Source organism: Rhodococcus sp. NPDC056960, assembly GCF_042674125.1.
Lineage (GTDB): Bacteria > Actinomycetota > Actinomycetes > Mycobacteriales > Mycobacteriaceae > Rhodococcus_F.
In genome coordinates, this window is the sequence record NZ_JBHURF010000021.1 from 114,096 (window position 1) to 131,772 (window position 17,677).

The window sequence follows — 17,677 nt, forward strand, 5'->3', positions numbered from 1 at the left end:
CGGTCCACTTGGCTCCGATAATCGATACATGCTGATGATTGGAATCCTCTTGGCCCTCAGTCTGGTCTCGGTGGCCTGGCTCGGTGTCAGCACCGTGCACGGCGGACGATGCGGGCTGTCCGGCCCTCCGCGCAGCCACCTGCACAGCGACTGACCGGGTGCGGCAGCATGAGGGAATGAACTCTGCCGCACCCGTTCACGCGATCGTCCTCGCCGGTGGACGAGCGACCCGGATGGGCGGCGTCGACAAGCCGGCCGTGGTCGTCGGCGGACGCCGGATGCTCGACACCGCCCTCGACGCCGTCGACGAGTGTGAGCGCGTCGTCGTCGTCGGCCCCCGCCGCGCCGACCTCGATTCGACGGTCCTGCAAACCCAGGAGACGCCGCCGGGCACCGGCCCGGTGGCGGGGGTGGCCGCGGGACTGGCCGTGCTCGACGCCGACCCGGCGGACCGGGTGATCCTGCTGGCCTCGGACCTGCCGTTCGTGCAGCCCACGACGGTCGGAACCCTCGCCGCCGCGGTACAGGACGCCGATACCGTGTTCGCGGTCGACGAGAAGGGGCGCCTGCAGTTCCTGTTGTCGGCGTGGCGCGTCGGCGCGCTGACCGACCGGATCCGGTCGCTGGGCTCGGCGGTCAATCAGCCGATGAAGGCACTCGTCCCGGCGACGTTCGACACCGTCCCCGTCAGCGGTGTCACCGACTGCGACACGCCGGACGACGTCGAGCGGGCCCGGGTCGGTGCCGCGGCCGTCCCCCTCACCATCCACGAGGCCCGCACGGCGATCCTGGCCTCGGTCCCCCCACTCCCGCCGCGATCCGCGGAACTCGCGACGGCACTCGGCGCCACTCTCGCCGAGCCGTTGCTCGCCGCCGAAGCCCTGCCCCGCATCGCAGTCTCCGCGATGGACGGCTACGCCGTCGCCGGGGAAGGTCCGTGGGTACTGCGCGACGCGATCCGGTACGCCGGCAGCGACGAGGAACTCGAACTGGCGGACGGCGAGGCGGCGCGCATCGCGACCGGCGCGCACCTCCCCCTCGGAGCGACCACGGTCGTGCGGGACGAATTCGCGGTGGCGACAGACACTTCCGACGGGCCGCGACTGTCCCGGAGGGAGGGCACGCCCTTGCGCGACGATGCACGGCGGCGCGGCGAGGACTGGCACGAGGGCCATCGACTCGCGGACGAGGGGACGGCCGTCACACCCGCCCTGCTGTCCGCCGCGGCGAGCGCGGAGGTGACCGCCGCGGGCGTGCGCGGACCGGTCCGCGCACACGTCGTTGTGACGGGCGACGAGATCCGGCGGGAGGGCCCCCTGCGACGGGGGCAGACGCGTGACGCCCTGGGACCCGTTCTCCCCCAGTTCCTCTCGTCGTGCGGCATCCGGACGGTCGCCGACACCCACCTGCGGGACACGTCGGACAGCTTCGACGAGTTGTTCCGGGAAGTACGCCAACCCGATCTGATCGTGATCGTGGGGGCCACCGGGGGCGGCGCGGCCGACCAACTGCGGGCAGCGCTCGACCGGGCCGAGGCCCGGGTCGTGGTGGGGAGGGTGCGGTGCCGGCCCGGCGGCTCCCAGGTGACCGCGCTGCTGCCCGACGGACGGGTGGTGCTCGGTCTGCCCGGAAACCCGTACGCCGCGGTCGCGACGCTCCTGACGACGGCTCCGTCCATTGCCGCCGCGCTGACGGGCCGCATCCCGGCACCGCCCCAGCTGGGACGGATCGCGAACGCGTCCGAGGCCAGCGGAGACGCCGCCCGCATCCTGCCCGCGGTCCCGCAGCAGGACGGCACGTGGCGCGTGGACGCCGGAATTCGCACCGCGCACCTGGCGGGCCTGATCGACCGTGACGCGCTGGCGCTGGTTCCGGCGGGAGCGGTCGACGGCGATCTCGCCGAACTGGTCCCGCTACCGCGCTGACGCGGCCGGTGAAGGGTCAGCGCTGCAACGACAGTGCGCGCTGCGCCGCGGGAATGCCACTGCGGTACCGCTCCGCCACCAGGCCGACGATGGCCGGGTCCACGCCGAGCGGCTCCGCGACGCCGTCCGCACCCACGTCCGCGAGGCGTGCGTGGAACAGTCCGTGGGCCAGGAGGTACGACGCGACGAAGACGCGCTTCTCGCCGTCCGCGCGCAGTCCGGCGACCACGTCGGCGACGCGGGGTTCCGCCGTCGCCACGTAGCCGATGCGGACCCGCGAGGCCACGAGTTCCGACAGCAGAGCCGCGGCGCGGCGCACGTCGCGCAGGGCCCGGGCGTCGGACGAGCCGGCCGCGGCGAGCACGACCGCGTCGCCCGGCTGCCAGCCCGCGTCGACGAGGCGGCGGAGGAGAACCTCGGCGAGCACGGGATCCGGTCCGAGTGCCCGTGTGACGGCCACCGACGGGTGACCGCTGTCCGCGACCTCCCGGGGAACGTCGGTGTGGACGTGGTAGCCCGAGGCGAGAAACGCCGGGACCACCACGGCGGGTCCGGGGAGGTCGCGGAGCACCTCGGCGGGCGAGGGCCCGAGTACGTCCACGAACGACACCCGGGTGGGTCCGACCTGCTCGGCGACGGCGTCGGCGAGCGCGGCAATCATTTCGGCGCCCCGGGGACTCCGTGTTCCGTGTGCCACCAGCACCAGTGCTGCTTCGTTCATGGCTGTCCCTCCTCACGTGAATCGGCGCAGTCGACGGGATCGAGGGCCAGGCGGTAGCCCCGCTTGACCACCGTCTGGACTGCTTTCGGTGCGCCCAGGGATGCGCGCAACCGGGCGACCGCCGTTTCGACGGCATGGGTGTCGCCGCCACCGCCCGGCAGCGCGGCGAGCAGTTCGTCGCGCGGGACGACCCGGCCGGGGCGGGCGCCGAGGGTGCGCATCAGCGACATCGCCGCCGGGGGTAGCTGACGCACCTCCCCGTCGACGACGACACATCCCCCGCGGATGCTCAGCTCGTGTCCGGCGGTCTGGATCTTGTTCGCCCGCCGCGGGAGTTCGTCGGCGATGTGCCGGGCGAGCGCACCGAGCCGCGAGCGCGCCGGCATGGTCGTCGGAACCTCGAGTTCGCGCAGCGGCCCTGCGGTGACCGGTCCCACGCACGCCGCGAGAACCCGGTGCCGGAACGAATGGAGGACCATCTCGATCATTCCGGTCTCCTTGGCCCGGGTCAGCAGCGAGGCCACGGCCGGTGCGCTGGTGAAGCTGACGGCGTCGAGGCCGCCGGTCGCGATGAGCTCGATCATCCGGTCCATCGGGGCCTGGTCCTCGAGCGGAGTCCACCGGTACACGGGGACGGCGATGACGTCCGCGCCCGCGCAGCGGAGCACCTCGCAGAAGTCCGCGACCGGCTCCCACTCGGTGGTGGCACCGTGCAACTGCACCGCGATGCGCTTGCCTTCGACGCCCTCACCGAGCAGGTGGTCGAGCACCTCGGCCGAGGACTCGGAGGCGGGCGACCATTCTTCCCGCAGGTCCGCGGCCCGGATCGCGCCCTTCGCCTTGGGTCCGCGGGCGAGCAGGCGGCTCGAGGCCAGTGCCCGGCTCAGTTCCTCCGCCTCACCCCAGCCGTCCGCGGCCTCCATCCACCCGCGGAAGCCGATGCCGGTCGTCGCGACGACGATCTCCGGCGGGTTGCCGATGATCTCGCGCGTGACGCGCTCGAGCTCCGTGTCGTCGGCCAGCGGGATGATGCGGATGGCCGGGGCGTGCACCACGGTGGCGCCGCGCCGCGTCAGGAGTGTGGCGAACTCTTCCGCACGCCGCGAGGCCGTGATCCCGACCGTGAACCCGCACAGGGGCGACGCGTCGTTCACGCGTTCGTGCTGTGGACCTGGACGACGCCTGCCCACACCCGCACGTCGTACACGGGCAACCGCACCGAATCGTCGTCGAGGCAGCGACCGTCGACGAGCGAGAACACCTGCTTGAGCAGCGGCGACGCCACCGTGGGCTCGCCCGCCCGGTCACCCACGAGGCCCCGGGACATCACGGCGGCGCGGCCGAACGGGTCGATGTTGCCCACGGCGTGCAGGGAGCCGTCCTCGAGCAGGAACAGCGCCACCTGTTCCCCTCCCCGCAGCAGCACGGCCACCCCGAGTCCGGGAATCAACTGGCTCAGCGGGCACGCGGACGTCCATTCGAGACGGCCTGACTTGACGCTCTCGCGCCTGGTTCCACTGGCACTGTGCACGTTCATGTCGACGACGGTCATCACAGTCCTCCTTCGGGCTGGTGTGTATCCGTGCTCGGATACATGGTTCGTGGTCGGTGTTTCCGCAGCGTTAAGCGGGGATTACTCCGATGTAGAAGCTGCGAATTTCGGCATTCCCATCAGCACCGGGACCTTCCGGACACCCGTGTCGTCGAACGCGACGGTCGGATCGGCTTCCTCGGGGGCGTTGACGAACGACACGAACCGCGACAGCTTCTCCGGGTCGTCGAGCACACCCGCCCATTCGTCCTTGTAGCCCTCGACGTGCTTGGCCATCGCCGCCTCCAGCTCGGCCGCGATGCCCAGGCTGTCGTCGCACACCACGGCCTTGAGGTGGTCGAGGCCGCCGTCCAGGGAATCGACCCACGGCGCGGTCCGCTGCAACCGGTCGGCCGTGCGGATGTAGAACATGAGGTAGCGGTCGATGTACGCGACCAGGGTCTCGTCGTCGAGACCGCCGGCGAGCAGCTGGGCGTGCTTCGGGGACTGGCCGCCGTTGCCGCCGACGTACAGGTTCCAGCCGTTCTCGGTGGCGATGACGCCGACGTCCTTGCCGCGGGCCTCGGCGCATTCGCGGGCACAACCCGAGACGCCGAACTTGATCTTGTGCGGGGACCGCAGGCCGCGGTACCGGTTCTCGAGGTTCACGGCCATCCCGACCGAGTCCTGCACGCCGTAGCGGCACCAGGTGGACCCGACGCAGCTCTTCACGGTGCGCAGCGACTTGCCGTAGGCCTGGCCCGACTCCATGCCGGCGTCGACGAGCCGCTTCCAGATCGCGGGCAGTTGCTCGACCCGGGCGCCGAACAGGTCGATGCGCTGACCTCCGGTGACCTTCGTGTACAGGCCGAAGTCGCGGGCCACCTCGCCGATGACGATGAGCTGCTCGGGCGTGCACTCGCCACCGGGCATGCGCGGCACCACCGAGTAGGTGCCGTTCTTCTGGATGTTGGCGAGGAAGTGGTCGTTCGTGTCCTGCAGTCCCGCCTGGTTGCGGTGCAGGATGTGGTCGGAGTCGGTGGACGCCAGAATCGAGGCGACCACGGGCTTGCAGATGTCGCAGCCCGAACCCTTGCCGTACTTCGCGATGAGCGCGGAGAACGTCCGTGTGTTCGTGGCCTGGACGATCTCGAAGAGCTCGGCGCGCGACTGCTCGAAGTGCTCGCACAGCGCCTTCGACATCACCACGCCGGACGATGCGAGAAGCTGCTTGATGGTCGGGAGGCAGCCACCGCAGGTGGTTCCGGCGTTCGTGCAACTCTTGACCTGCGCGATGTCGCAGGCGCCGTCGGCGATCGCCCCGCAGATCGCACCCTTGGTGACGCCGTTGCAGGAGCACACCTCTGCGTCGTCGGGCAGGGATCCGGCTCCGGGCTTCTCCCCCGCGGGCGAGATGAGTGACGCCGGATCACCCGGCAGTTCACGGCCGACGAGGGGCCGCAGCGACGCGTAGGCGGAGGCGTCACCGACGAGGATGCCGCCGAGCAGCGTCTTCGCGTCGTCGGACACGACGAGCTTGGCGTAGGTGCCCTTGGCGGCGTCGCTGAGGACCACCTCCAGCGCGCCGGGGGTCTGCGCGTGGGCGTCGCCGAAGCTGGCCACGTCGACACCCATCAGCTTGAGCTTGGTGGACAGGTCGGCGCCGGGGAATTCCGCCGCGCCGCCGAGCAGTCGGTCCGCCACGATCTCCGCGGTGGTGTAGCCGGGGGCGACGAGGCCGTAGCACCGTCCCTCCACCGCGGCGCACTCGCCGACCGCGTAGATGTTCTCGTCCGACGTGCGGCAGCCGAGGTCCGTGATGATCCCGCCCCGCTCGCCGACGTCGAGTCCGGCGTCGCGGGCGAGCTGGTCCTGCGGTCGCACACCCGCGGAGAACACGAGGAGCGCGGCCTCGATCACCGATCCATCGGACAGCTCGACGCTGATTCCGTCGGGGCCCTCGGTAATGCCGGCGGTGCCGACTCCGGTGTGGACGGTGAGGCCCAGGTCGGTGACCAGTTTGGCGAGCAGCGCGCCGCCCCCCTCGTCGACCTGCAGCGGCATCAGCCGGGGAGCGAATTCGACGACGTGCGGGGTCATCCCCATCAGCTTGAGGGCGTTGGCGGCCTCGAGGCCCAGCAGGCCGCCGCCGACCACGACACCGACCGCGCCGGGGCCGGCCGCGTCGGCCCGCTTCCGGATGCCGTCGAGGTCGTCGAGCGTGCGGTAGACGAAGCACTCCGGCCGGTCGTGTCCCGGGATCGGCGGCACGAACGGGTACGAACCGGTGGCCATCACGAGTGCGTCGTACCCGACGACCTCACCCGAATCGGTGGTGACCTTGCGGACCTCCCGGTCGATGGACGCGGCGCGACGGCCGATCCGGAGATCGACGAGCGCGTCGCCCGGGTAGTCGTTGCCCGCGAGCGCAAGCTCCTTGGGGTCCCACGCCCCCACGTAGGTGGACAGTCCCACCCGGTCGTACGCGGGGAGGGGTTCCTCGCAGAGGACCGTCACCGACCAGTCGTCGGATTCGTCGCGTGCGCGCAACGCCTCGACGAACCGGTGCCCGACCATTCCGTGTCCGATGACCACTGCTGACTTGCGGCTCATGCCGTCGCTCCTTCTAGCTGAATTTCTCGAGTTCGAGCGGTACTGCGTGAGGTCACGCCGAGACCGACACCTTTTCGTCGTCGCCGTCGGTGACTGCGATGCCGGGCGCGGAGGGCCGGCGCAGGAAGACGAACCAGGTGACGGCGATGCACACGACGTAGAAGGCGAGGAACACCCAGAACGCCATGGTCGCCGATTTGGCGGGACTGCTGTACGAGGCGCGGAGGATCAGGTTGATGCCGACGCCGCCGAGGCCGCCGATGGCTCCCGCGAAGCCGATGAGCGCACCCGACATCGAGCGGGACCAGCTGGCCCGATCCTCGCGGCTCAGTCCGTCGAGGCCCTGCGCCTTGGCTTCGAAGATCGACGGGATCATCTTGTAGACGGACCCGTTGCCGATTCCCGACAGCAGGAACAGCGCGATGAAACCGAGGACGAACGCGGTCATGACTCCACCGGTGGGGGCGCCGGCCGTACCGTCGTCGATCGTGCCTGCGGTGACGAGCACACCGGCGGCGAGTGCCATCGCGGCGAAGGTGTACAGGGTGATCCTGCCGCCGCCGATCCGGTCGGCGAGCTTGCCGCCGAGCGGGCGGGCGATCGAGCCGAGCAGCGGGCCGATGAACGCGATCTGCGCCGCGTGCAGTGCCGCCTGGGCGGGGGTCGCGCCGCCTGCGAGGAAGTTGATCTGCAGCACCTGGCCGAACGCGAAGCTGAAGCCGATGAACGAGCCGAACGTGCCGACGTAGAGGAAGCTGATCACCCACGAGTGCGAGAACTTCAGGGTCGCGCCCATCGCCCGCAGGTCGGCCTTCTGATTGCCGAGGTTGTCCATGAACATCGCGGCACCGACGGCGGCGACACCGCAGAGTACGAGGTAGACGGCGCACACGATCCACGGTTCGGTGTTGCCGACGGTCGCGATGACGAGCAGGCCGACCAGCTGGATCACGGGAACCCCGATGTTGCCGCCGCCGGCGTTCAGCCCGAGGGCCCAGCCCTTGAGACGCTGCGGGTAGAACGCGTTGATGTTGGTCATCGACGACGCGAAGTTGCCGCCACCGACACCGGCGAGCGCGGCGACGAGCAGGAACGTCGTGTACGACGCACCCGGGTTCAGCATCAGGTACAGCGTGAACACGGTCGGCACCAGCAGCACCAGGGCGCTGAACACGGTCCAGTTGCGGCCGCCGAACCGGGCGGTGGCGACGGTGTAGGGGATCCGGAGGATCGCCCCGACGAGGGTGGGGACGGCGACGAGGAAGAACTTGCCCGCAGCGTCGATGCCGTAGACGTCGGTCGGCATGAACAGGACCATCACGGACCAGATCGACCAGACGGAGAAGCCGACGTGCTCCGCGACTACGGACCAGATCAGGTTCCGCTTGGCGACGTCCTTACCGCCCGCCTCCCAGGCGTCGACGTCTTCCGCGTCCCAGTGCTCGATGTAGTGCTTCTTCACCCGGGCCTCCTCGTTGTGTGGGAGACCCAAAGGTAGAAAACCGGTGTTGCGGCGGTGCTGCGGTCGGTGACCGGGGCGTCAACTGATCCTCACTTTTCAGCCGGGCCGATGTGAGGTTTCCTGCATGTTTCCTAGACGTGTCGAAGAGCGTCCTCGAGTTCGGATTCGGCGTGCCAGCTGTCCTCGAGCATGCGCGGCTTGCACGCCTGGAACGCTGCTATGAGGAGGATCACCACGCCAAAGGTCAGGAATCCGAACGACACGGTCCACCCGCCGGACGCGTCGTGGAACACGCCGAACAGCAGCGGACCGAGGCACGCGACCGCGTAACCCACACCCTGGGTGAAACCGGACAGTGTCGACGATCCGATGTGGCTGCGCGTGCGCAGATTGATCAGCGTCAGCGCCATCGGGAACGTGCTGGGCCCGAGCCCGAGCAGCACGATCCACAGGATGGGCGCGCTCATGGGGGCGAGCAGCAGTCCGCTGAAGGACACGAGGTAGCAGACCGCGCACCCGATCACGATCGGGAACGGGTTGCGCATGCGCGCGCACAGCGTGGGAGCGCCGAACGCCGCGACCAGACCCATGAACGAGAACAGTCCCACCATGGCACCGCCGAACGCCTCGCTCGCGCCTGCGTCCGCGAGGATGTCGGGAATCCAGGTGAACATCGAATACGTGATCATCGACGTCATCCCGAACATGCCGGCCATCCCCCAGCCGACGGGCGAGCGCCACGCGTTGCCGTGAGGACGGTCCGCCGGGAGGTCCGCAGCCGGTGTGGCCGCCACGACCACTGCGCGTCGTCGGGCCCGGGTGAGCAGGACGATCCACGGCACCGCCGCGGCGAAGCCGAGCAGGGCCCAGATCCCGATCGACAGCCGCCAGCCGAATGCCTCCGCGAGCGGGACCGCGACGAACGCGGGCGCGATGGTGCCGATCTGCACGCCGACGATGTACACCGAACTCATCACGGCCAGCCGGTCGGAGAAGTACCGCTTGACGAGTGGGGGAATCACCACGTTGCCGATTCCCATGCCGGCGAGCGCGAGCGCCGACAGTGCGAGCAGCGACCACGTGTCGCTCATCAGTGCCCTCGTCAGCATGCCCACCGCGGCCATCAGCATGGCGACGAGCGCGGTGCGTTCGAGGCCCCACCGCTTCGCGATGAGCGGCGTTCCGAGCCCGAACAGCGCGAACATCGCCGTCGGGACCATCCCGAACACCCCGACGACCGTCGGCGAGAACCCGACGTCCTCCCGAATCTGGGAGGCCAGCGGGCTGAACGACGTGACCGCCAGTCTCAGGACGAGCGCCGACATGGCGATCGCGCAGAAGACGAGGAGGCGGCCGCGTAGAAGAGTCACGAGAGAAATCATAGGATGACCGGATGACCTTTGGAAAACCCGTGCGGCGCTCGAGTCTGATCTCACAGGTCACCGAGCAACTGCGCGACGAGATCTGCAGCGGGCGGTGGGCGGTGGGCGAGAAGATCCCCACCGAGACCGCGCTGTCCGAACTCACGGGCACGGGACGGAACACCGTCCGCGAAGCCGTGCAGGCCCTCGTCCACACCGGGCTGCTGGAACGGCGTCAGGGATCGGGCACGTACGTCGTCGCCACCTCCGACGTCGGGGGCACGCTCGGCAAGTACTTCGCAGGCGCCCACGAGCGCGACGTCACCGAACTACGGCAGGCTCTCGACGTCACGGCCGCCGCCCTCGCCGCCCGGCGACGCACCCCGGACGACGTCGCGCGCCTGCAGACCCTCCTCGACGAACGTCGCCGGTGCTGGGCCGAATCCGACACCGAGGCCGCCGTGGCGGCCGACGTGACTCTGCACCGCGCGATCGTCGAAGCGAGTCACAACGCCGTGTACCTCGAGTTCTACGACTCGCTGCTGCCCTCGATCGCCCAAACCGTCGATCGGCACGTGCACGCGACCGGGGCGGGGTTCCACGACGAGCACGGGCGCCTGATCCAGGCGGTGGTCGACGGCGACGAGACCGCGGCGACCGCGGCCGCTCGGGACCTGTTCGCCGAACTGCTCGTCTAGAGCAGGAGACGCACCACGTCGGCCGTCCGGGCGAGTCCGGGAAACGCCTCCGCCGTGGACCGCGGATGCAGCACGTGGACCGCGAGCCGGAACAGCACCGCGCGCAGCAGCATCTGCGGCCACTCGGGCAGATCCTCCCACCGCCCGATGAGGGCCTCGTCGGCCCCACCCCAGGAGATCGCGTCCACCACCGCCACCGCCGCCGCCCATGACGCGGGACGCCAGTACGGGGTGATGTCGGTGATGCCGGGCGCGAGCGCGCCGGCGAACAGGACGGTGCCGAACAGGTCACCGTGCACCAGTTGATCCGGGCACGTGACGGGTTTGCGCAGCGTCGCGAGACCGGCGATCAGTTCGAGACTCTTCCGCCCGTCGGGGGACGGCGCCTCGAGCTGTTCGGCGCCCTTCGCGCTGCGGAGCGGGATCTTCTCCCACGCGGCCCGGTCCGCCGCCACGAACACGTCGACCTCCGCCCACGGAGCGACCGGGGGCTGCACCAGGAACCGGGGGCGGTCGAGCTGGGAGGTGGCCGCATGGAGACGTCCGGACATCGACACGACCTCGTCGTGCCGGGGTTCGGGTGTGCCCTCGATGAACGTGTCGGCACGCCACCCCGAGACCACGTACCTGCCGTCGGTCGAGCGGACCGGACGGGCGAGCCGCACCCCGTCCACCTCGAGCGTCTCGCGGACCTTGGCGGACCACGCGGCGCGCGCGTGGTCGGCGACGGCTGACAGGACTACGTCTCCACAGAGCCACCCGCCGTCCCAGTCCGCACCGAGTGGGATGGGCTCGACTTCCCGGAGGCCGAACGTGGAGCACACGTGTTGAGGGGGTTGGCCTGTGCTCACGGACTCAACGCTACCGCCGGGTGGGCCGGTGACAGCGCAAGGCGCGCTGGCCGGCGACGGCAATCACGCGTCGGCCGGGACCAGTGGACGAGCGGGGGTCAGTAGACGGGCAGGCTCGTGTCCACCTGTTTCGCCCATGCGATGACGCCGCCCTGCAGATGCGTCGCATCGGAGAAACCCGCCTTTTTCAGCGCGGCCAGCGCCTCCGCCGACCGCACGCCGGTCTTGCAGTGCAGCACGATCGGCTTGTTCTGCGGAAGCTCCGACAGCGCCTCTCCCGACAGAATGCGGTCCTTCGGGATCAGCACCGCACCGGGGAGGTGGACGATGTCCCACTCGACCGGTTCGCGCACGTCGATCAGTTCGATCTCCTTGCCGGAGTCGAGGAGGTCGCGCAGTTCGGTGGCGGTGATGGTCGACCCCGCCGCCGCGGACTGGCCCTCGTCGGAGACGACACCGCAGAACGCGTCGTAGTCGATCAGTTCGGTGATCGGGGTCCGCGCCGGGTCTCGGCGCAACGTGATGGTGCGGTACGTCATGTCGAGCGCGTCGTACACCATCAGCCGTCCGAGCAGCGATTCGCCGATGCCGGTGATCAACTTCACCGCCTCGGTGGCCATGATCGAGCCGATCGACGCGCAGAGCACGCCGAGGACGCCACCCTCGGCGCAGGACGGCACCATGCCGGGCGGCGGCGCCTCCGGGTAGAGGTCGCGGTAGTTGAGTCCGCGACCGTTCGGAGCGTCCTCCCAGAACACGGACGCCTGGCCCTCGAAGCGGTAGATCGAACCCCACACGTACGGCTTGTGGGCCAGCACTGCGGCATCGTTGACGAGATACCGGGTGGCGAAGTTGTCGGTGCCGTCGAGGATGAGGTCGTACTGCTCGAACAGTTCGACGGCGTTGTCGGGCTCGAGGCGCAACTCGTGCAACCGGACGTCGACGTTGTCGTTGATCTCGCGGATCGAATCGCGTGCGCTCTCGGCCTTGGGACGGCCGACGTCGGAGCGGCCGTGGATGACCTGACGTTGCAGGTTGGACATGTCGACCTCGTCGAACTCGACGATGCCGATCGTTCCCACCCCCGCCGCCGCCAGATAGAGCAGGGCCGGCGAGCCGAGACCACCCGCGCCGATGACGAGGACCTTCGCGTTCTTCAGACGCTTCTGCCCGGCCATGCCGACGTCCGGGATGATCAGGTGCCTGCTGTACCGCGCCACCTCGTCCCGGGACAGTTCGGCGTCCGGTTCCACCAACGGCGGTAGTGCCCCGGCGGTCTTCACAGAACGGTCAAGCGACACGGTCCACTCCTGACGATTGCGCGACAGCTTCCGATGTGTCGGACAGCATTTGTGTCGGACAGCATTGAATTCAACACCCCGACGAGGTCCATTCTTCCCTCCCGCGAGCAGTCGCGCGCAGGCAGTCCGGACTCATGCGCGGGGGAACGGCCACGGATTGAAATGGCAGGTCAGGCCATTCATCGGGACGATGCCCTCGGGGTCGAGTCTTGCGATGTCGTTGTTGGCCGTACCGAACGTCTGCTGCATCATCACCGGCGCGAGGCCGCCTTCCGTCTCGCACGGCTGGTGGTCCTGGTAGCCGATGGCGTGGCCGACCTCGTGGTTGATCTGATACTGCCGGTAGGACCCGATGTCGCCCTGGAACGCGATCGCGCCGCGAACCCAGCGGGGCTCGTTGAGGACGACGCGGTCGATGCCGGGGTTGTAGCAGGACACCTCGAGCTGGATGTCGTAGCCGCACGCCTCGCGAATCGTCATCTGGGACGTCAGCGACACGCGGAAGTCGGGGTCGCCCTGGTCGACGCGGCGGAACGCGAACCGAGGGTCCTTCGTCCAGCTCTTCGGGTTCGACAGCGTCTGGTCGACCATCCGGCCGAACGACTCGTCACCGCCGAACCCGGAGGTGTCGACGCCGTCCTCGATCTCGACGCTGTAGGTGAATTCGCGCTCGGTGCCCTCCCCGACCTTCGGCCCGGCCCCGGGGACGATGTGCCAGGTGCCTGCTCCGACCGCTGTGAACGGACCTCCCTCGGGCAGCGCACCCGAGGGAAGTTCGGCGGCGAAGTTGCCGTCCGCCTCCGGCGGGACCCCGATGACGCTCGAACCGTCGGTGTCGCGGGACAGGGTGCCGAAGCCGGGGCTGTCGGTCTCGGCGGTGGTGTCGGTGCCCCCGGTGTCACGGACCGCGTCGACCACGACGAGCACGGTGACGACCAGCAGGATCGGGATGGCATAGGCGCGCCAGCCGTAGGTGGAGACGAACCGGCCGATGCGGCTCTGCTTCCTCACCTGCCGCTCGGGCCGCGGGTTCCGGGGCCTGCCGACGTCGCGGCTGGTCGGGTCCCATTGCGCACGCAGCGGTTGATGCGACTGCGCCCGCGGTGCCGACTGCGACGTGCCGGGACTGCTGCCACGCCGGTCGACACTCCGCGATCGTCGCTCCCCGTCCTCGGAGCTCTGCGGAGCCCGGCCTTGCACCCGCGGTCCTCCTCGGTCAGTCACGCAGCCAGAATCTCACAGTCCGGCACCGCCTCGTCCCAGTGCACCACCCGCTGCTCATTCGGCGTGTCACACGGACGGGATCCGCAACGCCGCGGCTACCGGGGTCACCAGGGTCCCCGGACCCGCATGATGCACCAGTTACCGGTCAGGCAATATCCTTGACTGGGCGAGTCCAGCGAGTCCACCATGAACGGTTCACTACGCGCGGGTATCGTTCACACAGTTACACAGAATGTGACGCGGAATACTTGTGCAGATTGGAAGCGCTATGACTGAACTCGCGGATCGGACGAACTCCGATCGCGATGCCAAAACCGGAAAGGGCACCGGGGCCCGCCGCAGCACGCGACTCCCCCGCGACGCCCGGCGACTGCAGCTACTCGCCGCAGCCAGCGAGGTCTTCGTCACACGCGGATACCACGCTGCCGGTATGGACGAGATCGCCGAGTGCGCCGGTGTGAGCAAGCCCGTCCTGTACCAGCACTTCCCCGGCAAGCTCGAGCTGTACGTGGCCGTGCTGCAGAGCTATGTCGACAGCCTGATCTCCGGCGTGCGGCAGGCACTGCGGTCGACTACGGACAACAAGCAACGCGTCCGCGCCGCGGTGCAGGCGTTCTTCGACTTCGTCGACAACGACTCGCAGGGCTTCCGCCTGGTGTTCGAGTCGGACCTGATGGGTGAGCCGCAGGTGCAGAGCCGTGTCGAGCAGGCGACCGAGGCCTGCGTGGACGCCGTGTTCGACCTCGTCAGCCACGACTCCGGGCTCGACCCCTACCGCGCCCGCATCCTCGCCGTCGGCCTGGTGGGCGCCAGCCAGTTCACCGCGCGGTACTGGCTGGAGGCAGCACGCCCGATCCCGAAGGAAGAGGCGGTCGACACCACAGTCACGCTCGCCTGGGGTGGTCTGTCCCGCGTGCCGCTGCATCCCGAACAGCGCTGACGACACCGACGAGAGAAAGGGCCCGCAGTCGACTCGACTGCGGGCCCTTTCTCGTGTGTTCACTTGGTCGGAGCGAATCCGACCTTGCGGATATCGGACGGGCCGATCTCCACGTAGGCGATCTTGCTGGACTGAACGAGGTACTTGCGTCCCTTGTCGTCCTGCAGAGACAAGATCCCGTCGCCTCCGGCGAGGGCGTCCGAGACCAATGTCTCGACCTCGTCCGGGGTCTGCTCGCTGCTGACGATGAGCTCACGCGGGCTGTCGATTACACCGATCTTGACCTCCACGGTCAACCTCCGAACTCTCCGAGAAACATCAGCTGTCCTGGCCAGGCTAATGCAGTGGCCGCCGCGGGTGCGCGTCCGCGGGCTGTGCCCTGAGCGAACACGACGGCGGTGCCGTCACACGAGTCGCGACGGCGGTGCCGTCAGACCAGACCCAGCACGGCCATGCGTTCGGCGTGCATCTCCTGCATGCGGTCGAACAGCGCTACGACTCCGTTGAGGTCGCCGGACGCGGAGATGACGAGTTCGGTCAGCGCCTCCCGCTGCGCGAGGACGAACTGGGCCTGGGTGATGGCCTCGCCGAGCAGGCGCCTGCCCCACAGCATGAGGCGGTCCTTGTCGCGGTTGCTGGCCTTGATGGCCTGCTGCACCTCGTGGACGACGAACTCCGAGTGACCGGTCTGCGAGAGCACTTCCTCGACCGTCCGCGAGGCCTCGGCGGGCAGGGAGTGCCCGATCTCGCGGTAGAAGTCCGCGGCAATCCCGTCGCCGACGTACGCCTTCACCAAAGCCTCGAGCCACGTCGACGGGGCCGTGGACGCGTGGTAGTTGTCCAGTGCGCGGACGAACGGGTCCATCGCCTCGAAGATGTCGAACCCGCGGGCCGTCAGAGCCTTCTCGAGCATCTCGAAGTGCCCCATCTCGGCGGCCGCCATGCTCGCGAGCGCCACTTTGCCCTGCAGGGTGCGCGCCATCTGCGCGTCCTCGGACAACCGGTAGAACGCGGAGATCTCGCCGTACGCGAGGACCGCGAAGAGTTCACTGACCCCGGGGTGATCAGCGGGAATGGTGGAATCAGAGGATGCAGGCGTGTTGGGCTCCATGGCGCCACAGCCTAGTGCGTCGGGCAGTGATGTTTGCCATGAGTAACCAGTTGCGGGGCGTTCACCGGCTACAATGATCGTGGGTAACCGCTCGCGACCACGTTCGTCTCCACCGAGAACGCGGGTCGAGCGATGATCGAACGCGGTCAGACCAGCGGTTCCCACCGATAATGTGCGCGCACCTGATCGACGGTCCCAGCCGCGCCTCGCCGGAATCTTCGATTTCTGTGCTGAGGCAGAGGCAGGATCGACTCGAAAGAGGACATCGACGAGAGCGTCGACTGGGAAATCGGGCCGACCAGCGGCCTGGCCCTTACCTCGTGCGTGCGTGCAGCTACGAGGAAGGCCAGTCCCCTGAGCAAGATCACTGTCGACCATGAAGACGACGCCACCGAGACCACGCTCTCGGCGCAACTCGACTCCACCCACGTCGCCCCCACGTTCGCCGAGCTCGGAGTGCGTGACGAAATCGTTCGCGCGCTCGACGAGATCGGCATCCAGCGCACCTTCGCCATCCAGGAGCTGACGCTCCCCCTCGCCCTCGCAGGCGACGACCTGATCGGTCAGGCCCGCACGGGCATGGGCAAGACGTTCGGTTTCGGCGTCCCGCTGCTCCACCGCATCTCCTCCGGCACCACCGGGACCGCTGCGCTCGACGGCACGCCCCGGGCACTGGTCATCGTTCCCACCCGCGAGCTGTGCATCCAGGTCACCAAGGATCTCGAGGGCGCGGCGAAGTACCTGAAGGGCGAGAAGAACGAGCTCGAGGTTCTCGCCATCTACGGCGGCCGCCCCTACGAGACGCAGATCGCGACCCTGCAGAAGGGCGCGGACGTCGTCGTCGGCACCCCGGGCCGCCTGCTCGACCTGGCCAACCAGGGCCACCTGATCCTGGGCAAGGTCGAGGTCCTCGTCCTGGACGAGGCCGACGAGATGCTCGACCTGGGCTTCCTGCCCGACATCGAGCGCATCCTGGGAATGGTCCCGGACAAGCGGCAGACGATGCTGTTCTCGGCCACCATGCCCGGCCCGATCATCACGCTGGCCCGCACGTTCCTCACGCAGCCGACGCACATTCGCGCCGAGCAGGCCGACGACTCGGCGGTGCACGACCGCACCACCCAGCACATCTACCGGGCGCACGCGCTGGACAAGGCGGAGATGGTCGCCCGCGTGCTGCAGGCCGACGGCCGCGGCGCGACGATGATCTTCACCCGCACCAAGCGCACCGCGCAGAAGGTCGCGGACGAACTCACCGAGCGTGGGTTCGCCGTCGGTTCCGTGCACGGCGACCTCAACCAGGTCGCCCGCGAGAAGGCGTTGAAGGCGTTCCGCTCCGGCAAGATCGACGTGCTCGTCGCGACGGACGTCGCGGCACGCGGCATCGACATCGACGACGTGACGCACGTCATCAACTACCAGTGCCCGGAGGACGAGAAGACGTACGTCCACCGGATCGGCCGGACCGGCCGCGCGGGCCGCACCGGCATCGCCGTGACCCTCGTGGACTGGGACGACATTCCCCGCTGGCAGCTCATCGACAAGGCCCTCGGCCTCGGTATCCCCGATCCGGTGGAGACGTATTCCAGCTCACCGCACCTGTACGAGGAACTGTCGATTCCGGACGAGGCCACCGGCACGATCAAGCGCGCCCGCGCCGAGAAGGCCGAGAAGGCCGCGGCCGAGCAGGACGAGAACGCCGAGCTGGGCGAGAGGACCGAACGCACGGAGCGCCCGGCGCGCACCCGGACCCGGCGCCGCACCCGCGGTGGCCGTCCCACCGATTCGGTGGGCCCCAAGTCCGTGTCACCGGAGCCGACGGCACCCGAATCCGCCGCTTCGGGGACGGACGCCGACGGCGAGGGCGCATCCAAGCCTCGTCGGCGCCGTCGCCGCCGGACCACGAAGGTCGGCGCCGCCGCGACGAACGCGGAGTAGC

Annotated in this window: 16 protein-coding genes; 5 read left to right on the forward strand and 11 right to left on the reverse strand. The window is 69.2% G+C overall.

Annotated features, from left to right (window positions below):
• Positions 1–28: 28 nt before the first annotated feature.
• Together ACFTWF_RS30070 and ACFTWF_RS30075 are read left to right on the forward strand one after the other, a co-directional pair.
• On the forward strand, positions 29–154 hold the full coding sequence (locus ACFTWF_RS30070; RefSeq protein WP_378464764.1) for a hypothetical protein: 126 nt from the start codon (positions 29–31) through the stop codon (positions 152–154).
• Between the two features lie 22 nt (positions 155–176).
• The gene (locus ACFTWF_RS30075) at positions 177–1,925 is read left to right on the forward strand and encodes an NTP transferase domain-containing protein (RefSeq protein ID WP_378464765.1); all 1,749 of its coding nucleotides are present in this window, start codon (positions 177–179) and stop codon (positions 1,923–1,925) included.
• Between the two features lie 16 nt (positions 1,926–1,941).
• On the opposite strand, the gene ACFTWF_RS30080 is transcribed toward ACFTWF_RS30075, so the two are convergent.
• From ACFTWF_RS30080 to ACFTWF_RS30105, 6 genes are all read right to left on the reverse strand, one after another.
• Positions 1,942–2,646: a sirohydrochlorin chelatase gene (locus ACFTWF_RS30080; protein ID WP_378464766.1), complete on the reverse strand. Its 705-nt coding sequence runs from the start codon at positions 2,644–2,646 to the stop codon at positions 1,942–1,944.
• On the reverse strand, positions 2,643–3,800 hold the full coding sequence (locus ACFTWF_RS30085) for a uroporphyrinogen-III synthase (RefSeq protein ID WP_378464767.1): 1,158 nt from the start codon (positions 3,798–3,800) through the stop codon (positions 2,643–2,645). The genes ACFTWF_RS30080 and ACFTWF_RS30085 overlap by 4 nt, the downstream gene beginning before the upstream one ends.
• Entirely contained in the window at positions 3,797–4,198 is a 402-nt protein-coding gene (gene nirD, locus ACFTWF_RS30090) for a nitrite reductase small subunit NirD (protein ID WP_073359259.1), read from the reverse strand. Before nirD ends, ACFTWF_RS30085 begins: the two co-directional genes overlap by 4 nt.
• Positions 4,199–4,279: 81 nt before the next feature.
• A complete protein-coding gene (gene nirB, locus ACFTWF_RS30095; RefSeq protein WP_378464768.1) occupies positions 4,280–6,790 on the reverse strand; it encodes a nitrite reductase large subunit NirB in 2,511 nt (836 codons plus the stop codon).
• Between the two features lie 52 nt (positions 6,791–6,842).
• Positions 6,843–8,252: an MFS transporter gene (locus ACFTWF_RS30100; RefSeq protein WP_378464769.1), complete on the reverse strand. Its 1,410-nt coding sequence runs from the start codon at positions 8,250–8,252 to the stop codon at positions 6,843–6,845.
• 131 nt (positions 8,253–8,383) lie between these two features.
• A complete protein-coding gene (locus ACFTWF_RS30105; RefSeq protein ID WP_378464770.1) occupies positions 8,384–9,634 on the reverse strand; it encodes a CynX/NimT family MFS transporter in 1,251 nt (416 codons plus the stop codon).
• 11 nt (positions 9,635–9,645) lie between these two features.
• On the opposite strand from ACFTWF_RS30105, the gene ACFTWF_RS30110 reads away from it, so the two are divergent.
• Positions 9,646–10,311 carry a FadR/GntR family transcriptional regulator gene (locus tag ACFTWF_RS30110; protein WP_378464771.1) on the forward strand — a complete coding sequence of 222 codons (666 nt, stop codon included), beginning with the start codon at positions 9,646–9,648 and terminating at the stop codon, positions 10,309–10,311.
• Here ACFTWF_RS30110 and ACFTWF_RS30115 read toward each other — a convergent pair.
• The 3 genes from ACFTWF_RS30115 to ACFTWF_RS30125 form a co-directional block, all read right to left on the reverse strand.
• Positions 10,308–11,162 (reverse strand): TIGR02569 family protein, encoded by an 855-nt coding sequence (locus ACFTWF_RS30115; protein WP_378464772.1) that lies wholly within the window; start codon positions 11,160–11,162, stop codon positions 10,308–10,310. The two genes, ACFTWF_RS30110 and ACFTWF_RS30115, sit on opposite strands and share 4 nt — an antisense overlap.
• Positions 11,163–11,260: 98 nt before the next feature.
• Positions 11,261–12,445, reverse strand: a complete 1,185-nt coding sequence (moeZ, locus tag ACFTWF_RS30120) for an adenylyltransferase/sulfurtransferase MoeZ (RefSeq protein WP_378464829.1) — start codon at positions 12,443–12,445, stop codon at positions 11,261–11,263.
• Positions 12,446–12,595: 150 nt separating this feature from the next.
• Complete coding sequence (locus ACFTWF_RS30125) at positions 12,596–13,687, reverse strand: DUF3152 domain-containing protein (protein WP_378464773.1); 1,092 nt, start codon at positions 13,685–13,687, stop codon at positions 12,596–12,598.
• Between the two features lie 268 nt (positions 13,688–13,955).
• On the opposite strand from ACFTWF_RS30125, the gene ACFTWF_RS30130 reads away from it, so the two are divergent.
• Complete coding sequence (locus tag ACFTWF_RS30130; RefSeq protein WP_378464774.1) at positions 13,956–14,627, forward strand: TetR/AcrR family transcriptional regulator; 672 nt, start codon at positions 13,956–13,958, stop codon at positions 14,625–14,627.
• Between the two features lie 59 nt (positions 14,628–14,686).
• Here ACFTWF_RS30130 and ACFTWF_RS30135 read toward each other — a convergent pair whose 3' ends face one another.
• On the reverse strand, positions 14,687–14,917 hold the full coding sequence (locus ACFTWF_RS30135; RefSeq protein ID WP_141470305.1) for a DUF3107 domain-containing protein: 231 nt from the start codon (positions 14,915–14,917) through the stop codon (positions 14,687–14,689).
• 140 nt (positions 14,918–15,057) lie between these two features.
• Complete coding sequence (locus ACFTWF_RS30140; RefSeq protein ID WP_185729040.1) at positions 15,058–15,738, reverse strand: ferritin-like fold-containing protein; 681 nt, start codon at positions 15,736–15,738, stop codon at positions 15,058–15,060.
• A 324-nt stretch (positions 15,739–16,062) separates the two neighbouring features.
• Between ACFTWF_RS30140 and ACFTWF_RS30145 the strand changes: the two genes are divergently transcribed.
• A complete protein-coding gene (locus ACFTWF_RS30145; protein ID WP_378464775.1) occupies positions 16,063–17,676 on the forward strand; it encodes a DEAD/DEAH box helicase in 1,614 nt (537 codons plus the stop codon).
• Position 17,677: the final 1 nt, after the last annotated feature.